Annotated in this window: 20 protein-coding genes; 10 read left to right on the top strand and 10 right to left on the bottom strand. The window is 67.6% G+C overall.

The window, feature by feature from the left end; translation table 11 throughout:
• Positions 1-426: 426 nt before the first annotated feature.
• Entirely contained in the window at positions 427-1,425 is a 999-nt protein-coding gene (locus tag V1L54_RS18995; protein ID WP_330119239.1) for a helix-turn-helix domain-containing protein, read from the bottom strand.
• 329 nt (positions 1,426-1,754) lie between these two features.
• Between V1L54_RS18995 and V1L54_RS18990 the strand changes: the two genes are divergently transcribed.
• On the top strand, positions 1,755-3,689 hold the full coding sequence (locus V1L54_RS18990; RefSeq protein ID WP_330119238.1) for a DNA cytosine methyltransferase: 1,935 nt from the start codon (positions 1,755-1,757) through the stop codon (positions 3,687-3,689).
• Positions 3,690-3,702: 13 nt separating this feature from the next.
• Here the strand turns inward: V1L54_RS18990 and V1L54_RS18985 are convergent, their stop codons facing one another.
• The 6 genes from V1L54_RS18985 to V1L54_RS18960 form a co-directional block, all read right to left on the bottom strand.
• Positions 3,703-4,158, bottom strand: coding sequence for a very short patch repair endonuclease (locus tag V1L54_RS18985; protein WP_330119237.1), 456 nt, complete (start codon positions 4,156-4,158; stop codon positions 3,703-3,705).
• Positions 4,155-4,433, bottom strand: coding sequence for a hypothetical protein (locus tag V1L54_RS18980; RefSeq protein WP_330119236.1), 279 nt, complete (start codon positions 4,431-4,433; stop codon positions 4,155-4,157). Before V1L54_RS18980 ends, V1L54_RS18985 begins: the two co-directional genes overlap by 4 nt.
• Positions 4,430-6,448 carry an AIPR family protein gene (locus tag V1L54_RS18975; protein WP_330119235.1) on the bottom strand — a complete coding sequence of 673 codons (2,019 nt, stop codon included), beginning with the start codon at positions 6,446-6,448 and terminating at the stop codon, positions 4,430-4,432. Before V1L54_RS18975 ends, V1L54_RS18980 begins: the two co-directional genes overlap by 4 nt.
• Complete coding sequence (locus V1L54_RS18970; RefSeq protein WP_330119234.1) at positions 6,441-7,448, bottom strand: PD-(D/E)XK motif protein; 1,008 nt, start codon at positions 7,446-7,448, stop codon at positions 6,441-6,443. Before V1L54_RS18970 ends, V1L54_RS18975 begins: the two co-directional genes overlap by 8 nt.
• Entirely contained in the window at positions 7,445-10,021 is a 2,577-nt protein-coding gene (locus V1L54_RS18965; RefSeq protein ID WP_330119233.1) for a Z1 domain-containing protein, read from the bottom strand. The genes V1L54_RS18970 and V1L54_RS18965 overlap by 4 nt, the downstream gene beginning before the upstream one ends.
• Before the next feature lie 262 nt (positions 10,022-10,283).
• Entirely contained in the window at positions 10,284-11,759 is a 1,476-nt protein-coding gene (locus V1L54_RS18960; protein ID WP_330119232.1) for an ATP-binding protein, read from the bottom strand.
• Positions 11,760-12,058: 299 nt separating this feature from the next.
• On the opposite strand from V1L54_RS18960, the gene V1L54_RS18955 reads away from it, so the two are divergent.
• A complete protein-coding gene (locus V1L54_RS18955; protein ID WP_330119231.1) occupies positions 12,059-12,655 on the top strand; it encodes an HD domain-containing protein in 597 nt (198 codons plus the stop codon).
• On the opposite strand, the gene V1L54_RS18950 is transcribed toward V1L54_RS18955, so the two are convergent.
• Complete coding sequence (locus tag V1L54_RS18950; RefSeq protein ID WP_330119230.1) at positions 12,643-13,110, bottom strand: NUDIX hydrolase; 468 nt, start codon at positions 13,108-13,110, stop codon at positions 12,643-12,645. The two genes, V1L54_RS18955 and V1L54_RS18950, sit on opposite strands and share 13 nt — an antisense overlap.
• Positions 13,097-13,870 carry a DUF5919 domain-containing protein gene (locus V1L54_RS18945; protein WP_330119229.1) on the bottom strand — a complete coding sequence of 258 codons (774 nt, stop codon included), beginning with the start codon at positions 13,868-13,870 and terminating at the stop codon, positions 13,097-13,099. Before V1L54_RS18945 ends, V1L54_RS18950 begins: the two co-directional genes overlap by 14 nt.
• Positions 13,871-13,966: 96 nt before the next feature.
• On the opposite strand from V1L54_RS18945, the gene V1L54_RS18940 reads away from it, so the two are divergent.
• From V1L54_RS18940 to V1L54_RS18905, 8 genes are all read left to right on the top strand, one after another.
• Positions 13,967-14,659: an HAD family hydrolase gene (locus V1L54_RS18940; protein ID WP_330119228.1), complete on the top strand. Its 693-nt coding sequence runs from the start codon at positions 13,967-13,969 to the stop codon at positions 14,657-14,659.
• 107 nt (positions 14,660-14,766) lie between these two features.
• Positions 14,767-15,669: a radical SAM protein gene (locus V1L54_RS18935; RefSeq protein WP_330119227.1), complete on the top strand. Its 903-nt coding sequence runs from the start codon at positions 14,767-14,769 to the stop codon at positions 15,667-15,669.
• Positions 15,662-16,303, top strand: coding sequence for a P-loop nucleotide/nucleoside kinase family protein (locus V1L54_RS18930; protein ID WP_330119226.1), 642 nt, complete (start codon positions 15,662-15,664; stop codon positions 16,301-16,303). Before V1L54_RS18935 ends, V1L54_RS18930 begins: the two co-directional genes overlap by 8 nt.
• Positions 16,221-16,898 carry a class I SAM-dependent methyltransferase gene (locus V1L54_RS18925; RefSeq protein ID WP_330119225.1) on the top strand — a complete coding sequence of 226 codons (678 nt, stop codon included), beginning with the start codon at positions 16,221-16,223 and terminating at the stop codon, positions 16,896-16,898. The genes V1L54_RS18930 and V1L54_RS18925 overlap by 83 nt, the downstream gene beginning before the upstream one ends.
• Positions 16,895-17,482: a class IV adenylate cyclase gene (locus tag V1L54_RS18920; protein ID WP_330119224.1), complete on the top strand. Its 588-nt coding sequence runs from the start codon at positions 16,895-16,897 to the stop codon at positions 17,480-17,482. Before V1L54_RS18925 ends, V1L54_RS18920 begins: the two co-directional genes overlap by 4 nt.
• Positions 17,483-18,025: 543 nt before the next feature.
• Positions 18,026-18,187, top strand: coding sequence for a hypothetical protein (locus V1L54_RS18915; RefSeq protein WP_155071312.1), 162 nt, complete (start codon positions 18,026-18,028; stop codon positions 18,185-18,187).
• A gap of 82 nt (positions 18,188-18,269) precedes the next feature.
• Positions 18,270-19,475: a JmjC domain-containing protein gene (locus V1L54_RS18910; protein ID WP_330119223.1), complete on the top strand. Its 1,206-nt coding sequence runs from the start codon at positions 18,270-18,272 to the stop codon at positions 19,473-19,475.
• Entirely contained in the window at positions 19,415-20,275 is an 861-nt protein-coding gene (locus V1L54_RS18905) for an aldo/keto reductase (RefSeq protein ID WP_330119222.1), read from the top strand. Before V1L54_RS18910 ends, V1L54_RS18905 begins: the two co-directional genes overlap by 61 nt.
• On the opposite strand, the gene V1L54_RS18900 is transcribed toward V1L54_RS18905, so the two are convergent.
• Positions 20,263-21,120 (bottom strand): hypothetical protein, encoded by an 858-nt coding sequence (locus tag V1L54_RS18900; RefSeq protein ID WP_330119221.1) that lies wholly within the window; start codon positions 21,118-21,120, stop codon positions 20,263-20,265. The two genes, V1L54_RS18905 and V1L54_RS18900, sit on opposite strands and share 13 nt — an antisense overlap.
• Positions 21,121-21,179 lie beyond the last annotated feature (59 nt).

Raw genomic sequence — 21,179 nt, 5'->3', positions numbered from 1 at the left:
CAGGAGCCTGGCTCCGAAACGGCTCCCAAGCGGGCCCGGGAACGCGTCAGGGGCCTGATCCGCTGTGCGGATCAGGCCCCTGATCTGGTGTTTCTCTGTCGGGGTGGCGGGATTTGAACCCAAGACCTCTTCGTCCCGAACGAGGTCCGGTTGTTGATCTTACCGGCCGCGATGACGTTTCAGCAGGTCAGAGAGGGAGGCACGGTTGCTCTCGGGTGGTCTGGGAGGGGTCTGGGGAGCAGGTCGGCTCCCAGACGGCTCCCAGCATGGAAACCTCGGCATCGTGTCGGAAGGGTGACCTCCAAGTGATGGACACCCTTGAACTGCCTGGCAGTGCACCGCCCGTGGAAGGGCCGTCTCCGGCAGCTCGTCGAGGTGGACACGAAACTGTTCGTGACCGGGGCGGCCCAGGCAGCACACGGTCGCTCAGGAGTCATGGATGCTGTCGGCGCACGCGGCCACTGCCTCGTGCAGGCCGCCGAACGAGGTTTTCAGCGGGCTGAGAAACTCCAGGCTGGAGAGCCGGATGGTTCTCTGGTCGGGGCACCGCTCGTCGAGTACGCGGGTGGGCAGGACGTGGAAAGTCCACTGGTCGAGGTTCAGCGGGTTGAGGGTCTGCTTGTCTTGGTGGTGTAGGAGGCAGAAGACGTACACGTCTGAACGGCGCAGCACATCGGCCGAGGCGGTACCGGTCCGGGCGTCCCAGCCGGATGCCAGTGCGATGGAGAACGAGATGTCCGACAGCCGGGACTGTGTCCACGACTGGAGGTAGGCCGCTGACTTCACCTCGACGCGCCAGCCCTCAGGCGTGTGGATGTCGACGGTGTCCCATTCGGTGCGGGTGCCTGCGGCGGCGCCCAAGGCCGTGGCCACGAGGTACTCGGCCAGGACGCCGCGCATGGTGTTGTTGGCCAGATCTGAGCACGCCCAACTCCAGAACTCGCCGAGTGTGCCCACGGACGCGTCGCCGACCGTTATTGGCTCATTTCCACTGCGGCGTGTGATGACCAGTGCCCCAAGATCGGAGATGTCCATGCCCCTCGTCGTCCGTTCATCGCAGTAGCGTGGCTTCAGGACTACCACGGCTGCCTGTCTTCGGTCCCGGTTTCGTTGCCAGTCTGCCCGGTAGGTGGTTGGCTGAGTTTGTTCTGGTTTGACGGGTGCCAGCGGTGTGGTGGTCAGGCTCTCCCGCTTGCTCGAGCCGACTTCGGTCTCCTTGGTCCGACCGCGCACCGTGGTCTCGGTCAGGTCGAGGTTCTTGGCAACTTGGCCGACCGAGAGGTCCTTGCGTCGGCACAGCTCGGCAACCTCGGCTTTGAGGTCCGGAGTGAACGAGCGACGACGGCGCGACTCCTTCTTCCCCGCGCTCCCTGCGGTGAGCATGCTTCCGAAGGGCTCACTCAAGTCCTGCTCTCGGATGTCCATCGGAACGAGCCAAGCTTGCCCGTCCGAGGGGTCAGCTGGTACGTCAGCTGGCTGAGCTGGGAAAACCTGGCAACTGTGTCTCTGCTGAAGTCCCTCGTTGAACCGATGAGGATCATCATCTCTCAGTCGTTTACGATTGGTCGTCTCAGAGTCCACAGAGCACCAACTCGGACCTGGGGTGCGGGGGGTCCGAGGATCCGCGGTAGCTGGGATGCGCGGTGAGTGAGCAGCAGGTTTCCACAGGTTCACTTCGTTGGAATCCTTGCTTCCACCAGCGCTTCTGTGATCTCCTGGTCCCGGTTCATGTCATGCGTACGAAGGGTTGTGCTGTGAAGCAGGGGCACTACGGCGTACCTCTCGAACGCAGCGACTACCTCAAGCTGGACCCCAACGATCACAGCTGCACCCCTGACAGCTTCCAGGACTGGCTGAAGGGCTTCGGTAAGGGTAAGAGGCTGGCTGTCGATCTCTTCTCCGGCGCCGGTGGACTGAGCGCTGGCCTCGAGCGCGCGGGATGGACTACAGCAGCAGCCGTCGACTTCGACGAGCGGGCGCTGGAAACTCACAGGGCGAACTTCCCGGGGCTCAGTCTGAAGATGGATCTTGGTGACCCCGCTGATCGCGACCGGCTTGAAACAATCCTCAAGCCAGCCGCGATCGACCTTGTGGCTGGGGGGCCTCCCTGTCAGCCCTTCAGCAGGGCCGGACGCAACAAGATCCGTGATCTGGTCAAGAACCATGGCCGCGATCCCGAAGATCGCCGCAAGGAGCTCTGGAGCGCCTACCTGGACATGGTGAAGCGGATCAGTCCGCGGGCGGTTCTCATGGAGAACGTCCCCGACATGGGGCTTCACGACGACTTCTTCGTCATCCGGACGATTGAGGACGAGCTGGAGGAGCTCGGCTACGCGACACAGGTGCGGCTTGTTGACGCGTGGAACTACGGTGTCCCGCAACACCGGAAGCGTCTCATCCTCCTGGCGAGGAAGGACGTCGACGACTTCACCTGGCGGAAGCCCGACTCCCGGCGCACCACCTTGCGCGACGCCATCGGTGACCTGCCCGAGCTGGAGGTCGTCCCCACGGAGCGGGTGGGAGAGCGGGTACTGAAGTACCGGAAGCCTCACAAACTGTCGCCTTTCGCCATGAAGATGCGCGAAAAGGCGCCGCGTGGTGTGGTCTGGGACCACATGACCCGGAGGGTCCGGAAGGACGACCACCGGATCTTCGAGGTCATGGAATCCGACACGAAGTACTCCCAGCTTCGGGAGAAGCTGGCCGAGGACGAGAAGGGGTACCAGCGGTACAGCGCCGAAAAGTACACGGACAAGTACAAGAAGCTGGCGTGGGACGAGCTGAGCCGTACGATCACCGCTCACATCGCCAAGGACGGCTACTGGTACATCCACCCGGAGCAACTACGAACCCTCACCGTGCGGGAGGCCGCACGCGTGCAGACGTTCCCGGATCACTTCCGGTTTGCCGGCACCCGGAGCGACGCCTTCCGGCAGATCGGAAACGCTGTACCCCCGCTTCTGGGAGAGGCCGCTGCCGAGGTACTCCAGCCGGTTGATGACGTGGTGGAGCCCGTCGGTCTCAAGCCCCACTGGCGTGCGGTCAGGAACGACCTCACGGACTGGGCGAAGCGCAGGCGCGAAGGCGGTGACTGGTATCAGCTGCCTGGTGAGGAGCCGGTACCGCTCCACGCTGCCGTGGTAGCCATACTCTCCGGCGCGAAGATCAAGCCAGTCGTGATGGCGGAGTTGATGACCACCGTCAAGAGGTCGAAGACACTCACCGCGGCACTGTTCAAGAAGCTAATCGACGTGGCGCCCACGACGACTGTCCGCTCCCGCCTCGACCGCTTGGCACCGTTGGTGGACAAGCCTTACGACTGGCAGTGGAAAAAGCGCTTCGATGTACCCGCCAAGGTGGCCATGAAGCCGGCCGAGGCATCCCTCTACCGACTGCTGATCGGAGAGGACCTCATGCTGGTCGGCCAGAGCACGCTGCGGGTTGCAGCTCGCGTGAACGGTGTCGAAACGTACCACGCGAACCGCCTCAGCGAGGGCCGCGTGAATCTGGTGAAGCTCGTGGGCGCAGGCAAGGATGCTCCTCTGCGCATGGGTGCGATTCGACTCATCGGTAGGGATCTGTGCAGGGACGAGCAGCCCAGGTGCTCGGAGTGCCCGCTCGTCGCTCACTGTGCTCGTCGGCCAGAGCTGCCCTATGACCAGCTGACCCTGGCCATCCCTCAGGACTGACCGGTCGGCGGCGTCACTCCGAGCCGTTCGAGCCAGCAGTCTCGGCCACCCGCTGTGCGGCACCCTCCACGTCGCGGCGGATCTCGCACTCCCAGATCCGAACCACGGTCCACCCGGCTGCCGTGGCCTGCACCGTGTTACGGCGGTCGCGTTCTCTGTTGGCTTCGATCTTCCTCTGCCAGAGTGCGGCATTGGGCCCTCTGAACTCCTTCGGAGTGTGATCGGGGCAACCGTGCCAGAAGCAGCCATCTACGAAAACGGCAATGTGACGCCCGGGGAGCACGAAGTCAGCCGTGCACCGCGGCGCCACCTTCCGCTGGAGACGGAACCTGAGGCCCAGTCGGTGCACTGCCCTCCTGAGAGCGACCTCGGGTTTGGTGTCCCTCACCCGTCGACCACGAAGGTGCTCCCCTTCAGGAGTGGCGACCCACTGCTGCCCCGGCGTTCTGCCGTCTTCGGTCATGATCATCTTTTCAGCCTTTCCACGCCCTCCGAGACGGAGAGTGCCACACTCTCCTCATGCTCCGAGAACCAGCCGAACTCCGTGTCGATGACCAGGGCCGTGTCGAGCTGCCACTCGGCCTGCTGGCCGAAGCCGGTATTGCACCAGGCGCCGCACTTGTCGCGTTCAGCGACGGAGACGGACGCATCGCACTGAGGCGTGCAGAAGACGCGATCAACGACCTGCTGGGCGAGGGAACCCTGTAACGGCAGCCCCAGCTCTTCCGGGACTGCCGCGCTCATGCAGTCTCTTGGTCGAGGCTGACGGGTACGGGGTGGAATCCCTGCCGCAGAGCCTCTTCGTAGACCTCCATCGCCTGCCTTGCCTGGGCCCCGACGACCCGTCGCCCCTGGGACAGACGCTGCGCGACACGGTCGGCGAGCTGTCTGTCGACAGAGCGCAGGACCCGGCCTTCGCGGGCCCAGTCCGCGAGAGCCCGCCACTCCTCGCTGGGGATGTCCTCAACGGCGGCTTCGGCCTCGTCGGACTCGGTGCTCTCGAGGGAGGCGATTTCGAAGGGCTCGGCTGTGAGCTCGGCGGCCAGCGCGGCGGGGAGAGTCCACGGGATGCGGGACACCTCGTCCCAGCAGTCGGGCTTCTTCGCCCACTCCGACACGTGTCGGTCGCTGGAGATCACCGTCTCCATGACCAAGGGACAGAGTTCGTCGAGGGCGCCCCTCAGGGCGTCCGTGGTGCCCTGCTCGTTCCAGATCCGGTCGAGGTCGATCCGCTTCTCGGCGGCGAGAGAGAGCCGGGCGACCGTGTAGGTCGTGATCAGCCGTTTGTGGCTGCCGGCCGAGTGCGCACGGGCGATCCGGTCGGCAGCCTGGAACAGGAGGGCGGTGGCTATGGCGCGCTTGCAGTACTGCACGTCCACGACCGGATCGGACTTCTCGATCCGCTCCATGAAGTGAGCGAAGTTCTTCTGGGCGCCGCGACTCACCCAGTACGGGAGCTGCTCCCAGGAGTGTATGAAGGTGGCCAGGTCGGACTTGCTGAACCTCTGCCGGCTCGGCGTGATCAGCTTGAACTTGCGCTGGGCGGCACGGGTCTCGTACTCGGCGGACTTGTCGGTGTACTGGCCCCGTGCCCGCTCGTAGAACCATCGCGTCTCCTGACCGCTGCCGTCGGTCGCAGGAGCCCACAGACTGCGGGAGACACGCTCGAAGGCGACGTGGAACTCGTGGTTCGAGCTGAAGTCGACCAACGTCACCTTGTTCTGGGTGTTGGAGTACTGGGAGATCCTCGGAACGATCTCGGACAGGTGCGCGGGATCGACGATCGTGAGTTTCATCTGCACATGAACCCCGTCCAGGTCCCGCTTGTCACGAGTCAGGACGTGGTGCAGCGAGGCGGTGGTCTGACCGCCGTTGACGATCTGGAGGCCGGTCATGCTCCTGATGGCGATGGGACTGCCGAACTCGTCGGTCTCGAAGTCCACGTCCGAGGCGGTGGCGGTCACGCCGTTGTTGTAGGCGAGGAAGCGGCCCGGAGCGTTCAGCAGGGTGTCGCGGATGCCCTTGTTCACGGCGCCGCGGGTCTGGAGGAAGGACCGGACGTTGAGTTCGAGCAGCCGGGTCCGGTGCTCCTTGTACAGCTCGGCAAGCTGTCGGCCGGGGATGACGGCCAGAACGACCGAGTAGTTCGGCTCGTCGCTGTGTGCTGCCAGGCAGGGAAGGGGCCGGCCGAAGGTCACCTTGATGGGCTCGCCGATGCTCCCGGAGGTCTCGTGCCTGTGGAGCCGCGCAAGGTCCCAGAGTTCGTGCGTGACAGGGATCCCCTCGAACTCCCTGGGCTCCGGGGCGCTCGTCGTGCTGACCCGGTTACTGAGAAGGAAGAGGCGGATCTTCGGAACGCTGGACAGCGCCTTCTCCACACCCACGCACATGTCGTGAACATCGGTGTTGTCCTCCTGGTTGGGGCGGATGGCCTCGTGCTTGCCCAGGAACGCGAACAGCCTGCGGAACAGCCTGTCGGACTCGGACTTGGTCAGTTTGCTGCTCAACGGGGTCAGGTTGAAGTCCGTGGTGTAGAGGTCGAGGCTGGAACCGTCCTCGGGCAGACCGTAGCCGTAGATCTCCAGTCCCCGGGAGGAGTGGTACGCGAGTGCGGCGTCGGTGACGACACCGGCTTCCTCGAGGATCTCGAGTACGTGCTGAGTGAACGTGTTCGGGATCGAGCCGCCCTCGGCATCCGCCAGCGCCTGGATGTCGGTGACCAGGGCGCGTGAGTACTCGTAGAGGTCGTGCTCAGCCATTGGTTCCTCGGATCAGATCGACCAGTGCTTCGGCGGTCACGCTGTGGGCGGCCAGGGCCGACACGTCGATGGTGTAGGTGCAGTTGCCTACCCCGAGCGGCAGTTCGGCCTCGACGATTCTGGGGAAACCCTCCCCGACCGTCCAGAACTCGCTGCGACGCAGGGTGTAGCGATCGTGGTCGTAGAGGTCCCGCTGATTCGGCAGGTAACCGGCTTGGACCAGCAGGCTCTCGAAGCGCTGGGAGGCGGACGGCGAGGTCAGACGGGCCCGTATCTCGCCCACCAAGGCGTTCAGGCTCCTGCCGAGCCCTCGCTGCCGGTCGTCGAGGACGACGTGAGCCAGCGCGAGGGGCGTCGAGTCGGCCGTGTCCAGCTGCCGCTCGCTCGCGATCTGGACCGTCCGGGGTGAACGGGCTGTGGTCGTCTTCACCTCGACCGCGGCACCGGGCAACTGGAAGTCCTGGTTCGTCTGCCGGGGGCCGGTCCAGGAGCTGACGGCCGTGTGCTGGTCCACAGCCGGAAGCACGTACTCGAGGAGGAAGTGGAGTTCACCGAACAGGCCGCACCGGGCCTGCCGGGAAAGACCCTCGCGCGACACGGAGCGCAGCAGCTGCTGCCATCGGACGTAGCGGCGAACCGCGGCCTCCGCCGCCGTCTCGGTGGTCGGTGCGTCTCGCACCACGTCCGCGATGTCCGTGACGAGGGGAGTGAACACCTCCGTGAGTTCGTCGTCGGTGAGCACGACTTGGAGCTCGTAGTGGTTGCCGGACACCGACGACAGGTTCAGCTGCAGGCCACGGGTGGCTGGCAGCTCGTGAATCTCCTGCCGTACGGTGTTGGCGGTCCTGGCGTCGGTGCCGAGTAGCAGCATCCGTCGCAGAGCGGGGTGCGTCACCGACACCTGGATGTCGTGCGGGGAGTCGGGGTGGAGCCGCTTGGTGGACCTGCCCGGGGTCTGCTGGCGAGTCTCCAGCTCCTGCCACACACTCTCGTCGATCACTCTTCGTCCTCGAAGTCGTCGAACTCCATGTCCTGCTTGAACCAGATGTCGTTGACCACGTACTCGGTCTTCAGCTGGTGCTGGGAGAACGGGAAGCTGATGGCGAACCCGACCAGAGGAGCGACAGGCCTGGAGTTCTCCGGCGACTTGGCCACCTCGCCAGGGTCGAGGGGATACAGCAGTAGCAATGGCTGGTCAGGGTGACGCTGGTGGCGCAGAGGCCGACCACGGGGAGTGTCGGGGTCGAGTGGTTCGCCCTTCCTGTTGAGTTTCCCTCTCGCGGCCTCCTTCGTGGCCTTCAGCGCACGGTCGCGCTGCTCCTTGGTCAGGTCGCAGAGCTCGTCGGCGGGGCTGAGTACGCGCTTGATCGTGTAGCGGCCGGGAACGACTTCCGAGGACTTGGAGTGGCTGCGCGTGATGAGGCCGACGGAATGGCCCGCGATCTCGGCAGCTTCCCCCTCGGGCAGCCGGCTGGCCAGACGGATCGTCCAGTTTCCCAGCTCGCCCTGTCTGGCGCACTGACGTACATACTCCGCGATGAAGGCCGGACGAACCCGCTGGGCGTGTCGGTCGGTGAGGTAGGAGTCGAGGAAACCCTCGGTGACATCCGAGGCCGCGATGCCACCCCAGGTGATGCTCCCGCTCCGCTTGTCCACCTTCCCGGAGGAGAGAGCATCGAGGCGTGCGATGAACGACCCGAGAAGCTCGTGGTTGTGGCGAACCACCTTCTCGGACAGGTCGAAGATGGTCGTCTCGGGAAGCTCACCGGAGTAGCTGAGGCGGACACGCGTGCCCTGCCTCATCTTGTTGGAGGCCGTGATGCCCAGGCCGAGCGACGAGGTCCTGACCTTGAGGCCGTACTCGCGGGGGGTGAGTCCCACTGCGGACATCTCCTCGATGTCGCGCCGGAGTTCGTCGGTGGCTGCGGTGATCTCTGCGTACTGGCGCTGCAGCGTACGTGTCGTGTACAGCCGGCACAGGTCCTCGTAGCGGGGGCGGTAGCCGAACCAGCGGCCCATCTGCAGCAGGGTGTCGTACGTCTTGGAGGCACGCAGGTAGTAGCTGACCGACAGCCCTTCGAGGGTCAGACCGCGGGAGAGCTTCTCGCCGCCGACGGCGATGACCGACAGGCCGGTCTCCCGGCGCTCGTAGTACTGGAGGGCATCCTTCGCCGCACCGTTGACGGCCATGACGGTGATCTTCGCGAGAGCGGCGTGGAGATGGGGTTCCACGTCCTCCCAATCGAGCCTGTTCCCGGTCATGTTCTCGGTGCAGGGGACGAAGTCCTCCTCCCACAGCAGCTGCAGCTCTTCCTCGAGTTCTTCACGGGCACTGCTGAACCTGTCCTGGAGAACGTCGAAGAGCAGACGTACGTGGGCGTCGATCTGGTCGCGGACCTGCTGTTGTACGGCGGTGAAGCGGGTCACGTGCACCAGCATGGAGTTGTGTACGGCGACCTGTCCGCGTGCTCGGCGTGCCGCGCAGGCCAGGACGAAGGACCGGAGGGCACGCTGTAGCGACTTGGGCAGGAAGTCGGGCACCTGGTGGTGGGACTTGTGCTTGTCCGGCACCCAGAGGTCTGTGTCCTTGATATGCCTTATGAGCGGCAGCGGTTCGATGTCCTCCTCGTCGCCGTCGGTCTGCAGACCGAAGAGACGCTCCGGACCGAGGTAGTTGGACGGTGCACGCAGAGTGCGGATGAAACTCTCCGGGAAGAGGTCGGGGCCCAGCTCGTCATGGTCGGTGTCGGGACTGATGTAGATGTTCGCGAAGGGAGTAGCGGTGTAGCCGACGTAGGACGCCTTGGTGAAGCTGTTGACCAACCGCCTGATGGCCTTGTTGATCGCCGACGGGTTGGTGTCGGGGTCCTTGGAGGTGTTCACCCCGGCGTTGTCGGCTTCGTCGTCGATCACGAACAAGGGGAGGTCGGGAACGACCATCCGGCCGGTCTCCGGCTCCTCCACGCCGTGGTTGTCGATCACCCAGTCGCGCAGGTTGTCGATGATCCGGCGGTTCTTCTTGACCACGAGGACCACCGGGACGCTGCCCACCGGGACGTTCGCGGAGATCGCTGTCTTCCGGGCGAAGTCCCCCTTCTCGTGGCTGGTGGTGAGAGACGCGGCCTTCAGGCGCTTGCCGTGCGACATCGCGCCGACACCGATATGACGGTGCGCGTCGTCATCCGAGCGGAACTGGTACTGGGTGTCGAACCCGAGGAGTCCTTCGTCGATACGGAGCTGGGTCTGGCTGCGCAGATCGTTGTGGATCCCGGCGAACACCACGATGAGCCGGTAGCCGGCGTCGGCCGCCTTCGCGGCGAGCCCGATGAACTGCCCTGTCTTGCCGGACTGGACCTGTCCGATCACGAGCCCGGTCCGGCGCCAGGTGCCCTCCCGCTGAGGGTCTTCCAGCTCGCCGAGGACGTCGTCGGTGCTCTGGTCGAGTCGGCGCACGACCTGCGTCGGAAGCTTGGAGACGCTCAGGAGGTAGCGCCGGTAGCGGTCCCAGAAGTCCCATTTCCGGTCGGCCTTCGCGTCGGCGAGCCAGGGGACGTGGCCCTCGTCGTTCTTCATCGCGGAAGAATCGGCCTGGAACACGGAAGCCCGGGCCTCGAGCACCTTCCGCACTTGGTCCCGCTCCACTGTGATCCCCTGAGCAGCGAGGATGCTGACCGCGGTGTTCACGGCGAAGTCCACCTCGGCCGGCGTTGCCTGGCGGTCGCCCGGCAGGAGCAGTACCGCGGTCTGCTCGGCCTTTTCGAGACTGTCTTCGGGGGCGGTGCTCACAGCGACCTCCAGTGGCCGGTCAGTTGGGAGTAGGCGGTTACCAGGTTGGTCAGGAGTTCCAGAAACCCTGTTGCTCGTCGAAGGGAGGCATGGAGCTGAGCACTTCCCGGGCGTCCTCAGGGGAGCGACCCTGCCCCAGGAGTGCCTCGTACACCTGGCGGGCGATGCTGACGGTCTCCGGAGTGGCCGGCCCCGGACCGCCGAAGGGCTCGGGGTCGTCGACCGTGTCGGTCTCGTGGAGCATGCGAAGCGCCGTTACCGGGACCGTTTCCTCAAGGAGGCGGATCATTGAGCGTACGACGTCCGGACTGCCGCCCTGGCCGTGCAGTGCTGCCTTCACCAGGGGGTGTTTTCTGTTGATGCGCAGGAGGATCCGGCCGTCTTGACGCTTCACGTTCCAGGCGAACTTCAGCGGGTCACCGTGTGCCCGTGACACCACCTGACCACGCTGTCGTGCGGAACGGGCGGCCATCTCGCGGGTGTGCTTGGCGATCCTCTCCAGGTGACGACGCAAGGAGACGGGGGGAACCACGCTCGCCTTGCGCACGTCCACGCCCCAGTCGGCGTCGGCCTCCGCTGGGATGTCCACGGCGATCCGCGCGAGGTTGTACTTCTCCTCGCGCCGCAGGCCGCGGATCCCCAGCCAGTCGCCAGCCAGGATCAGGCGGTCACGGCGGTAGACGTAGAACCCCTGCTGCCCCAGCCATCCTCTGGGCCCGGCAGCCGACTCGTACTCGGCCTCCGAGAGACGCTGTGCCGTCGGGAGGACGAAGGGCTCCACACGCACCGACTCCGGTCCCAGTGGCAGAGGCTCCCAGGGAATCCGCTGTACCGACGGGTGTTTGGACAGGAACGGGTCCCACGGGGAGAGGTCGGAGCCGCGAACCCGGATCCGGCGCCGGGCCGGGGGCTGCAGGAAACGGGCGAAAACCATTGAGAGGTGGGCTTCGGTACGTTCCGCCTCGGCATAGAACTGGGCCTGTGTCTTTTCGTCGTCACTGGCCACGGCGGTGTTGTGGTAGCCGGAGAGCTGCTCCCACAGGACGACGGTCCCGTGCTGCATGCTTCCCGTAACACGACGCAGTAGGGCCGTGGTCGTGCCGCCGGGGTCACGGAGAAGCCGCCACTCCTTGTAGTGCTCGACGACACCGAGGTCCCACGTTCGGATGTGCCAGATCCCGTCCCTGACTGTGGCGACGGTGAGCTTGCGGCACTGGGAGAAGGAGGCGGACTTCAGCCCCACCCCGAAACGACCGAGATCCGTGGCGCTCCGCTCGGCGGACGGACCGCGAGCAGCCACCGTCATGGCGGTCACCAGTTCGGGTTCCGTCATCCCCTTACCGTCGTCCGTCACCGCGATCCAGGAGCTCTGTCCGTCCCACGTGAAGTCGATGTCGATGTTCTTGGCCTCTGCCGAGACGCTGTTGTCCACGAGATCTGCGATGGCGGCAGGAAGCGAGTAGCCGAGCGAACTGAGCGATGCCACCATGCCGGCAGGGTCGGGAGCGGCGACGTCGAAGTCCATCTTCACGCTCCGTACCCGGTGCACCCGGTCAGTCCTGTGCGGTCGATTCTTCTGTGTCCTCCGGGGGAGCCGCATGTGGTAGGACTTCTCGGGCTTCACGTGTTGAGTGCGCTACTAATCGCCCCACACCAGCCGGACCCCCCCGGTTCGGAGCATGCTACCGAAAGGGGCTTGTCGGGCGTAGGTGATCTCTGTGAAGAGCTGCCAATCAGCTTCACGAGACATGACACATACGCCGCTGAGTCACGGGGGTGTGCAGCGTGGCGTGACCAGGAACTCTTCAGGGCAGGAAGTGCGACATGGGCGATCTGACTGTGGAGTGGTCGACGCAGGTAGCGCAAGCCGAACTCAGCACTGCGCTTCCACGACGGTGGGCACATACGCGAGGAGTGGCCGAACGCGCGGTCGAAGTAAGCCAGGTACTCGGCAAGGGGGCATCCCTGCTCGTTGCTGCTGCCACTCTGCACGATGTCGGATACGCGCCACGGCTGACGAAGACGGGCTTCCATCCGCTGGACGGGGCTCGGTTCCTGCGTGATGAGCATGGTGCGGACGAGCGGTTGGTGCGGTTGGTGGCGAACCACTCGTTCGCTCTGCTGGAGGCCGAGGAGCGCGGGTTGCGGGAGGTGTTGGAGGCGGAGTTTCCGTTGCTGGAGGACCAGTTGCTGGTGGACGCGCTGGTCTACTGCGACATGACGACGACGCCCGACGGCGAGCGGACCACCGCCGGGGAGCGGGTGGCCGAGATTCGGGGTCGCTACGGGGACGACAGCGTGGTGGGGCGGTTCATCCGCCGGGCGGCGCCGGAGATCTTTGCCGCGGTGGGGCGGGTGGCGGACGCGCTGGGGGCACCTCCCATGCCCGAGAGGGCCATGGGGGAAGCTCAGCCCAGGTGAGGGTAGGTGCCGGCGAGGTAGTCGCCGATCTGCTGGCGCATGCTGGGGTGGATGTCGTACCGGTCCAGGTCGGCCGGGAGGACGAAGCGGACGCCGTCGGCCTCGTCGTTGACCGTGGGCTCGCCGCCGACGGGGCGACCGATGTAGGTGTTCTCGTACTGCTGGCGGATCTCGCCGTCGGTGTAGGCGACGATGTGGTGCGGGTTGGTGTAGACGCCGAGGAAGCCGGTGATCTCGGCGATGATGCCGGTCTCCTCCAGGCACTCGCGGACCGCGCACTGCGCGGCCGTTTCGCCGATGTCCTGGGCGCCTCCGGGCAGGGCCCACTGGCCTGTGTCGCGGCGGCGCTGGAGCAGGATGGCGCCATCCGCGTCGACGACGAGCAGGTTGCTGGCGGGGATGAGGGTGTTCGCCTTGGGTGCGTCGGGGTCGTGGTAGTACTCAGTCCTGCCCATGGGCGGCCATCCCCTCCTGGTCGGGCGTCCAGGGCCTGGCGCTGGCCCAGACGGCGTCGAAGCTCTGAGCGTAGTTGTCGAACCACCCGGAGGCGTCGACTCTTCGGAGGTGGAGCAGGGGGTTGGCGCTGGCTGGCTGGCCCCAGATGTGCGGGTTGACCAGCAGGTTGTCGTCGTAGCGGAACATCGACGTGTAGAGCGTGGTGTCGTGCAGCCGCACCTCGCAGCCCTTCTCGGAGAGCAGGGAGCGGTAGTAGGTCAGGGAGGCGCGGATCTTGGCGGCGAGGGTGTCGCCGATGCCTTCCTCCCGGCCCCGGACGGCGACCGCCCGGCCCGTCGGGTCGCCGAAGCACAGGCGGACCCGTACCCCGTCGGCCGCGCGCTCGGCGAGCATCTTGGCGACGTGCGGGTTGGACTGGGCGAAGAAGGTGCCGGAGAAGACGAGTACGCCGATCTCCTTCCGGGCCTCCCGCAGCAGTGAGAGCCACGTCTCGCGGGGGACGCTGGCGCGGTTGGCGTAGGTGCCGATGAGTTCGGCGCCTGATCCTGCGGCGGGGCGGCCGGTCCGGGGTTGCGGGGCGGGCCAGAGGAATGTCTCCTCCACCCGCAGGTGTTGCGCGACACGGAAGCGGTGCCGCGGATGGGGTACGCGCCCGCCCAGCCAGCGGCTGACGGTCTTGGGGTCCACCCCGCAGGCTTCGGCGAGCGACTCGGGCGGGACGCCGCGCTGGGCGAGTACGGAGTGAAGTCGCTCGTTCACAGAACCCATGGAAGCCGAGGCGGGCGTGATCGGGCAAGGACGTTATGGGACGTTCCTGCGAAGCTGGTGCCGCGCCCAGGTGCTTACCCTGGCGGAATGCAGCTCATCATCCTGTGGGACATCGACCACACGCTCATCGACAACGCAGGGGTGAGCAAGGAGATCTACGCGGCCGCGTTCTCGGCGCTGGCAGGCCGCCCGCCGGCCGGACCGGCACGGACCGAGGGCCGCACGGACCGCCTGATCATGCGGGAGATGTTCCTGCGTGAGGGCCTGCCCGAGCCGGACTGGGCCGCCGTCGAGGCCGCCCTCGCCCTCGCCGGCCAGGAGCGGCTTGAGGAGCTGCGCAGGCGTGGGACGGCTCTGCCGGGCGTGCGTGACGCGCTCAAGGCCGTCTCGGTACAGGACGGTTGGGTGTCATCGATCCTGACCGGGAACATCGCGGCCAACGCCCGGGTGAAGTTGTCGGCCTTCGACCTCGACCCTCTGCTCGACCTGTCGGTCGGAGCCTACGGTGCCGACGCGCTCCAGCGCCCCGGCCTCGTGGCCGTCGCCCGGGAGCGCGCCCGCCTTCTTCGCGGTGTGCGTTCCGACGTGCCCGTGGTGCTGGTGGGTGACACGCCACGGGACGTGGAGTCCGCGCTCACCACGGGCTCCGGGATCGTCGCGGTCGCCTCGGGCATCCACAGCGCCGAGGAGCTGGCCGCCGCCGGCGCGTCCGTCGTACTGCCCGACCTGTCGGACACCGCGGACCTCCTGAGGATTCTGGAGTCCTTCGCGGCGCACTGAAAACGTCCCGGGACGTCCCCGGAGCGTCCGGATACGCGGTGACGCAGTCCCCGTACGCTCCGCCACCATCGGGTCTCCAACCAGGCGACTGGCCGGAGGAGGCCCACGTGATCGCGGAAGTCACCGGTATCCGCAGGATCCGGATGCTGTATCTGCAGCTGCTGTACCGCTGCAACTTCGAGTGCCTGCACTGCTTCCACGGCACACGGCTCCAGCACGCCGACGCCTTCACCGCCGAGCAGGCCGCCAACCTCCTCACGCTCATGCGGAACCGGTACGGCACCGAGGCCGTCACCCTCCTCGGCGGCGAGCCGTTCGTCTACAAGGACCTCGCCCGGGTGGTCCGGCACGCCCGGCAGGAGCTGGGCCTGCGGGTCGAGATCTGCACCAACGGCTACCGGATCGAGCGCCGGCTGGCCGAGATCGCCCCGCACCTGGACCTGCTGCGGGTCTCGTTGGAGGGTGTCGGCTCGACCAACGACCACATCCGCAGGTCCGGGAGCTACCAGAGTGCGCTGAACGCGCTCGGCCTCGCCCGGGAACTCGGCGTCCCCACGGGCGCGACCATGACGGTCACCTCCCGCAACATCGACGAGGTACTGCCGCTGGCCCGCGTCCTGGAACACTTCGGGGTACGGCAGTTGAAGATGCACTGCCTGCGTCCGGTCGGCAACGCCGCCGCCCACCCGGAGCTCCTGGTCACCGAACCCACCGCGTACGCCCGCCTGCGCGAGCGGCTCCGGGAGGCCCAGCCGGCCATCGAGGTGGTCGTCGACGAGGACCTGTCCGAGCACGGCGCCCCGGAGGTCTGCGCACCCGCCGGCGGCCCGGCCGAAATCGAGCGGATCGAGGCCGACCCGCGCGGTGCGCTCACCATGTCCTGCAAGGCCGTCGGCAGGGACGCGCACGCCTTCTGGTACGACAAGCGCGCCAACCGCATCGTCCACCGGCCCACCGCCACCGACGAACTGGCCCTCGCGGTGCCGGACGTGGTGTACGGCCGTGTCTGAGCGCCCGCTGTTCGAGAGCCTCGAAGGACTCCGCGGCACCGGCAAGTCGACCATCGCGCCGATGCTGGCGGCGGCCCGCGGCGCGGTGCTGGTCCCGACCGTACCGCCCGCCTACCAGCGCCTGCGGCGCGACGTGGACACGCGGGGGAACGTCGAGGCACGGATGTGCTTCTACCTCTCCGCGCTGTTCACCGCGGCCGACGAGATACGGCGCCATCTCGCCCTCGGCATCCCGGTCGTCGTGGAGAGCTACTTCGCCCGCTGCCTGGCCACCCACCACGCTTTCGGCACCCGCCTCGGGATCACGCTGCCGCCCGACCTGCCGCAGCCCGTCACCTACCACCTGGTCTGCGACGAGGACGAGCGCCGGCGGCGCCTGGCCGGGCGGGACAAGCCGGTGACCCACTGGGACGCCCTCGCCGAGGCCACCGTCGACCGGCTCACCGCCGCCTACGCCCTGTTCCCGATGCACCGTGTGGACACCACCGGCCTCGGTCCCGACGAGGTCCTCCGGGCGATCCTCACCTTCGACACGCAAGGAGCCCACCACCGTGCGGACACAGAGCCTGTGGGAGCACACCCTCACCTTCTTCCCCCAGTTCCTCGCCGCGCTGAGGGAGCACACCGCCGCTGACGCCACCGTCGCGGTCGTCGGCGCGAGCGACGGCAAGTTCGTCCTGCCGCTGGCGGCCGCCGGTTACCGCGTCGTCGCCGTCGAACGCGACCCGCTGGCCCTGCACGGCGGCGAGGTCCGTCTTCCGGGTGATGAGCACGCCCACATGACGGGCCTGATCGACCGGCTCAAGGTCGAGGAGCTCCAGGACCGGGTGCAGGTCATCGAGGGAGACTTCCTCCAGGACGAGCCGCTGGGCACGCCCTGCGACGCGGTCTGGACGAGCTGCTCCTGGCATTACAGTGCCAACCACCACCGCCCGCTCGCCGAGTTCGTCCGCCGCATGCAGTGCCTGGTCGGTCCGGGTGGCCTCTTCGGCGCGGAGTTCATGATGCCCGTCGAACACCGCCACCACCTGGTCGAGCACTACACGTCCCCGGAGAGGCTCCGGCGCCACTTCATCGGCGACTGGAACGTGCTGCTCACGTTGCGCACGAACGAGTTAACCGAGCGGGCCCACGTCGGCCGGCTCCAGGACCACACCCACCGCATGGGTCTGTTCCTCGCGGCCCGTACGCCCGGCCCCTCCCACCGTTACGGGAAGAAGGACTCATGAAGCACGAGTACGAGGCGAAGTTCCTCGCCGTCGACGTCGCCGACCTGCAGACCAGGCTGACCCGGCTCGGCGCCGTCCAGGTGCTCCCGCGCACCCTCCTCACCCGCAAGATCTTCGAGAACGACGCCCTCGACGTCGGCGCCTGGATCCGCCTGCGGGACGAGGGCACCCGGTCCACGCTCACGCTCAAGCAGGTCACCGACGCCACCACCATCGACGGCACCACCGAGGTCGAGACCGAGGTGGCCGACCTGCACGCCATGGCCGAGATCCTTCGCCGTATCGGGCTGCGAGAGGTCCGCTACCAGGAGAACTACCGGGAGGAGTGGCGCCTGGGCGAGGTCGTCTTCGACTTCGACACCTGGCCGGATCTCCCCACCTTCGTCGAGATCGAGGGACCGGACGAGGCATCGGTCCGCCAGGCCGCCGCCCTCCTCGAACTCGACTACTCCGAGGCCCGGTTCGGCAGCGTCGACGAGATCTACAAGAGCGAGGCGGGCCGCGACATCCTCTCCGAGCCCACCCTCCTCTTCGCCGACTCCGAGAAGGACGAGTCCCGCCCCGTGCCCACCCAGGGCACCTGAACCCCGGGGGGAGCACCGTGCTTCCGGAACCGGCCGGGCCACACAGGGCGGCACCGGGCATCCCCGACTTCGCCCGGGGCGGGCTTCCCGCCCCGGCGGCCACCGACGACGGAAACCGGTGGGTCGACGGCTCCTGCTGGCTCTACTGCGGCCGGCGGTGGACCCGCGTCCTGTGGATCGGTCCCGTGAACGTGGCCGGTGTCCAGGCACCGATGTACGCCTGCGGCCCCTGCATCCGGAAGCTGCAGGAGCAGGTCTGGCAAGCCGTCCTCCTCAACGACGCACCGACGCACTCCGCGCAACCCGGCGCTCCCGCCGGAGCCGAACCGCCCGGCAGGCGACGTGGAGGAAGGCACCGAGCGCGAGGCGGCTTCCCGCGGCGCGGCTGAACACCGCCCGGGCCGGCGAGCCGCCCCCTCCTACCCCGTCCCCGTGGACGACTCCCCTACGGCCACGGGGACGGCCCCGGCAACACCAGCACCTCCGCACACCACAGCTTCCCGCCGAACCCGGCGGGAGAACCGGTAGAGGAAGGAGCACCAAGTGGGAGACACCACCCCCTCCGTGGAGGAGGGTCTTCTGGTCGCCGTGGAAGTCCTCGCGAGCGTCCACGACCGGCACGACAGCAGCGCCTCCGACCCGGGACAGGGCAGCTCCGGTGACGGCCCCTGGCCCGGTGGCGACGGCTTGAACCACGCGGCGTAACCGCCGGCTCTCCGGTGGAGGGGCCGCGCACGCGGCCCCTCCACCTTCCACCTCCCATCTGACGCAAGGAAGGGAACAGCCCATGGAGCACCGTCTGGTCCGCGCCATCGAAGAGGCACTGGGGTGGGACGGCCCGGCCCCGCTCGGAAAGGATTTCGCCCGGGGAAGCATCGGCGACCCCCAGCTCGTCACCCGACTGCTCACGCCCGCGCGCCTGCTCGACATGGTCATGCGCCGGAGCCTGGCCAACCCGCAGTTCCGCTTCTTCAAGGGCGGCGAGGAGCTGCACCCCGACGCGTACCTGGACCGGCAGGTCACACCCAGGGGCCAGGCGATACCGATGGCCGGCATGCGCCGCGTGGGCAGCCTGCTGCGCGAGGGCGCGACGCTGGTCCTGGACCAGTCGAACGTCTTCGACCCCACGATGGAAGTGACGTGCCGAGCTCTGCAGTGGTGGTCCCGGGAGCACGTCCAGGCGAACGTGTACCTGACCACCAACGACGCGTCCGGCTTTGACCTGCACTGGGACGACCACGACGTCCTCATCGTGCAACTCGCCGGGGAAAAGCAGTGGGAGGTGCGTGGCACGTCACGGCCCGTGCCCATGTTCCGGGACGCCGAGCGGAACAACACCCCCAGCGAGGAGATCGTGTGGACCGGCACCATGAAGGCCGGCGACGTCATGCACATCCCCCGCGGCTACTGGCACGCCGCCACCCGGGTGGGCCGGGGTGGCGGCCACAGCACCCACGTGACCTTCGGGTTCGCCAAGCGCACCGCCGTGAGCTGGCTGACCTGGCTCGCCGACTGGTCCCGCCAGGAGGAGGTGTTCCGCCACGACCTCGACCGCTGGGGCAGCCCGGAGGAGCGGCGGACTCAGGAGCAGCGGCTGACCGACGCGGCCTCCCGGCTCCTCGACGCCCGCGGCCCGGCAGAGTTCCTGCAGGTCCGCGAGCGCGAGGCCCCCGCCGGCCGGCACGTCCCCTTCCTGGAGATCTTCGGACCGCTTGAGGCCGTGGTGTGTGTCAGCGAGTTCCCGCCGCTGATCCAGGAGGAGCAGGAGACGGTCACCGTGGTGGCCGCAGGCAAGAAGCTCACCTTTGCCTCCAAGGCCCTGCCCGGACTCCGCCTGCTCCTGAGCGGCCACCCGGTGCGGCTGGACGAGGCCGCCCAGGTCGTGGGCGCCGAGGTGGGAGCCCTGGCGAAGATCCTGGTGGAGGAGGAACTGTGCGCGAGCCTGACCCCCGAGTTGTCCTCGGGCTACACCGATCTCGTCATGAGCGCCTGATCCTTACCAGCGCGCTGGAACTCGGTGTCGAGGCGATCGACACCAGCTTCAACTACCACGGCTTCTCGGCCCACACCGCCCTGGCGGAGGTGGGGGGCGACCTCCTGCCCCGCTTCACGGTCTCCACCAAGGTCGGATTCTTCCCGGCCGCTGGCAGGGCCGAGCACTCACTCGATCCGGGCAGGCTCCGGGCAGCGGTGGAGCAGACCAACCGTGACCTCGGAAGCGTCCCCGACCTGGTGTTCCTGCACAACCCGGAACGCTCCCTGCCCGAACGCTTCTCAGCTGGTCGGGAAGCGCTGGGGGCGGCGTGCGCCGCCCTGGAGAGGGCCGCGGCAGACGGGCTGTGCGGAGCCTGGGGCGTCTCCTCGTGGGATCCCCGCCCACTGCGCGGCCTCATCGACGGCACCATGCCCAGGCCCGACGTGGTCATGGTCCGGGCGGGGCTCCTGGTTCCGGTCGACGTCCTGGAGGCGTCGGAAGCCCTGGCAGCACGGTGGGGCCTCGAACCTGATCAGCTGTGGGGCATGAGCCCCTTCGGAGGCGGGACCGGAGACCCGCTGTGGAAGACCTTCGACCCGCGGGTCTTCATCCGGGACCCCGACGACGACCTCTCCGCCGTACAGGCCGCGTTCCGCGCCGCCTACCGGCTGCCGCAGGTGGGGAGGGTCGCCGTCGGCACGGACGACCCGTCCCACCTGGCGGAGCTGGTCACCGCCCTGCGGTACGAGGCTGATCCGGGCAGCCTGCGCACGTACCGGCGGCTTCTCCGCGAGAGGGTGGACCGTCAGCCGATCTGAAGTTCCCCCGCGATCCGTGCCGCCGCCTGGCGTGCCGGCTCCAGGCGAGGGTCCTCGGGATGGGCGTCCGGGGCCAGGATCTTCGCGCAGACGAACAGGGTCATCAGCTTGCCGTCCCGGCTCTCCAGGTCGCGACGCCGCTCGTGGCGGACGCGTTCGGCCAGGGCCGGGACGGCGAGGGAGTTGCCCCACAGGGACGCGGCGTCCAGTCCCCGTGGGGCCATGCCCCAGTCCTCCCAGTCGAACAGGCAGAACTCCGGGCTGGTCATGTTCGCCCAGTTCAGGTCCGCGTGCGCGGGCCACCACCGGCTCACCGTCGTGTCGATGCAGCTGGGGAGGAAGCGGCGGACTGCCTCGGTGACACCGCCCTGGGTGATCGTGACGGTGTCCGGGGTGGCGACACGGTTCGTGTGGTGGGCGGCCAGGGCGTCCAGCGAGGCGTTCAACGCCTGCCACCACGTATCCGGCAGCCCGGGGTCACTGGCCAGGACGCTGGTGCCGACCGGCGCGCCGGGCAGCAGATCGGTCTCGTCGGCCCGCCACATCGCGACACCGTCCGGCTGACGCCACACCACCGCCCGGTGCCACCGGGGCTGCGCGACTCCTCCCAGCACGGCCGCGCACTCGGTGCCGTTCCAGCCCTGGCTCCCGATCTTCTCCACCCGGCGCCGCTCGATCCGCACCCATGTGCCCCGGTCCGTCCGCGCGCCCAGCGAGCGCCGCTTGCGTACCAGCGCGTCCCGGTCCAGCCGGGTTCGAAGGGAACGCTCGACATCGTCGAGCACAACGTCGACCGGCTCGATTCTCAGGTCGGCCGGTGCAGCGGCAGGCGCGGAAGATGGCATGGAACCTCCTTGGCGGCCGTCCGACGCTAGCAAGGAACCGACCTCCCATCTCTCCGGTG

Source organism: Streptomyces rubellus (assembly GCF_036323805.1).
Lineage (GTDB): Bacteria > Actinomycetota > Actinomycetes > Streptomycetales > Streptomycetaceae > Streptomyces.
Note: the sequence above shows the minus strand (reverse complement) of the source record. Positions and strands in the feature narration are given on the sequence as shown.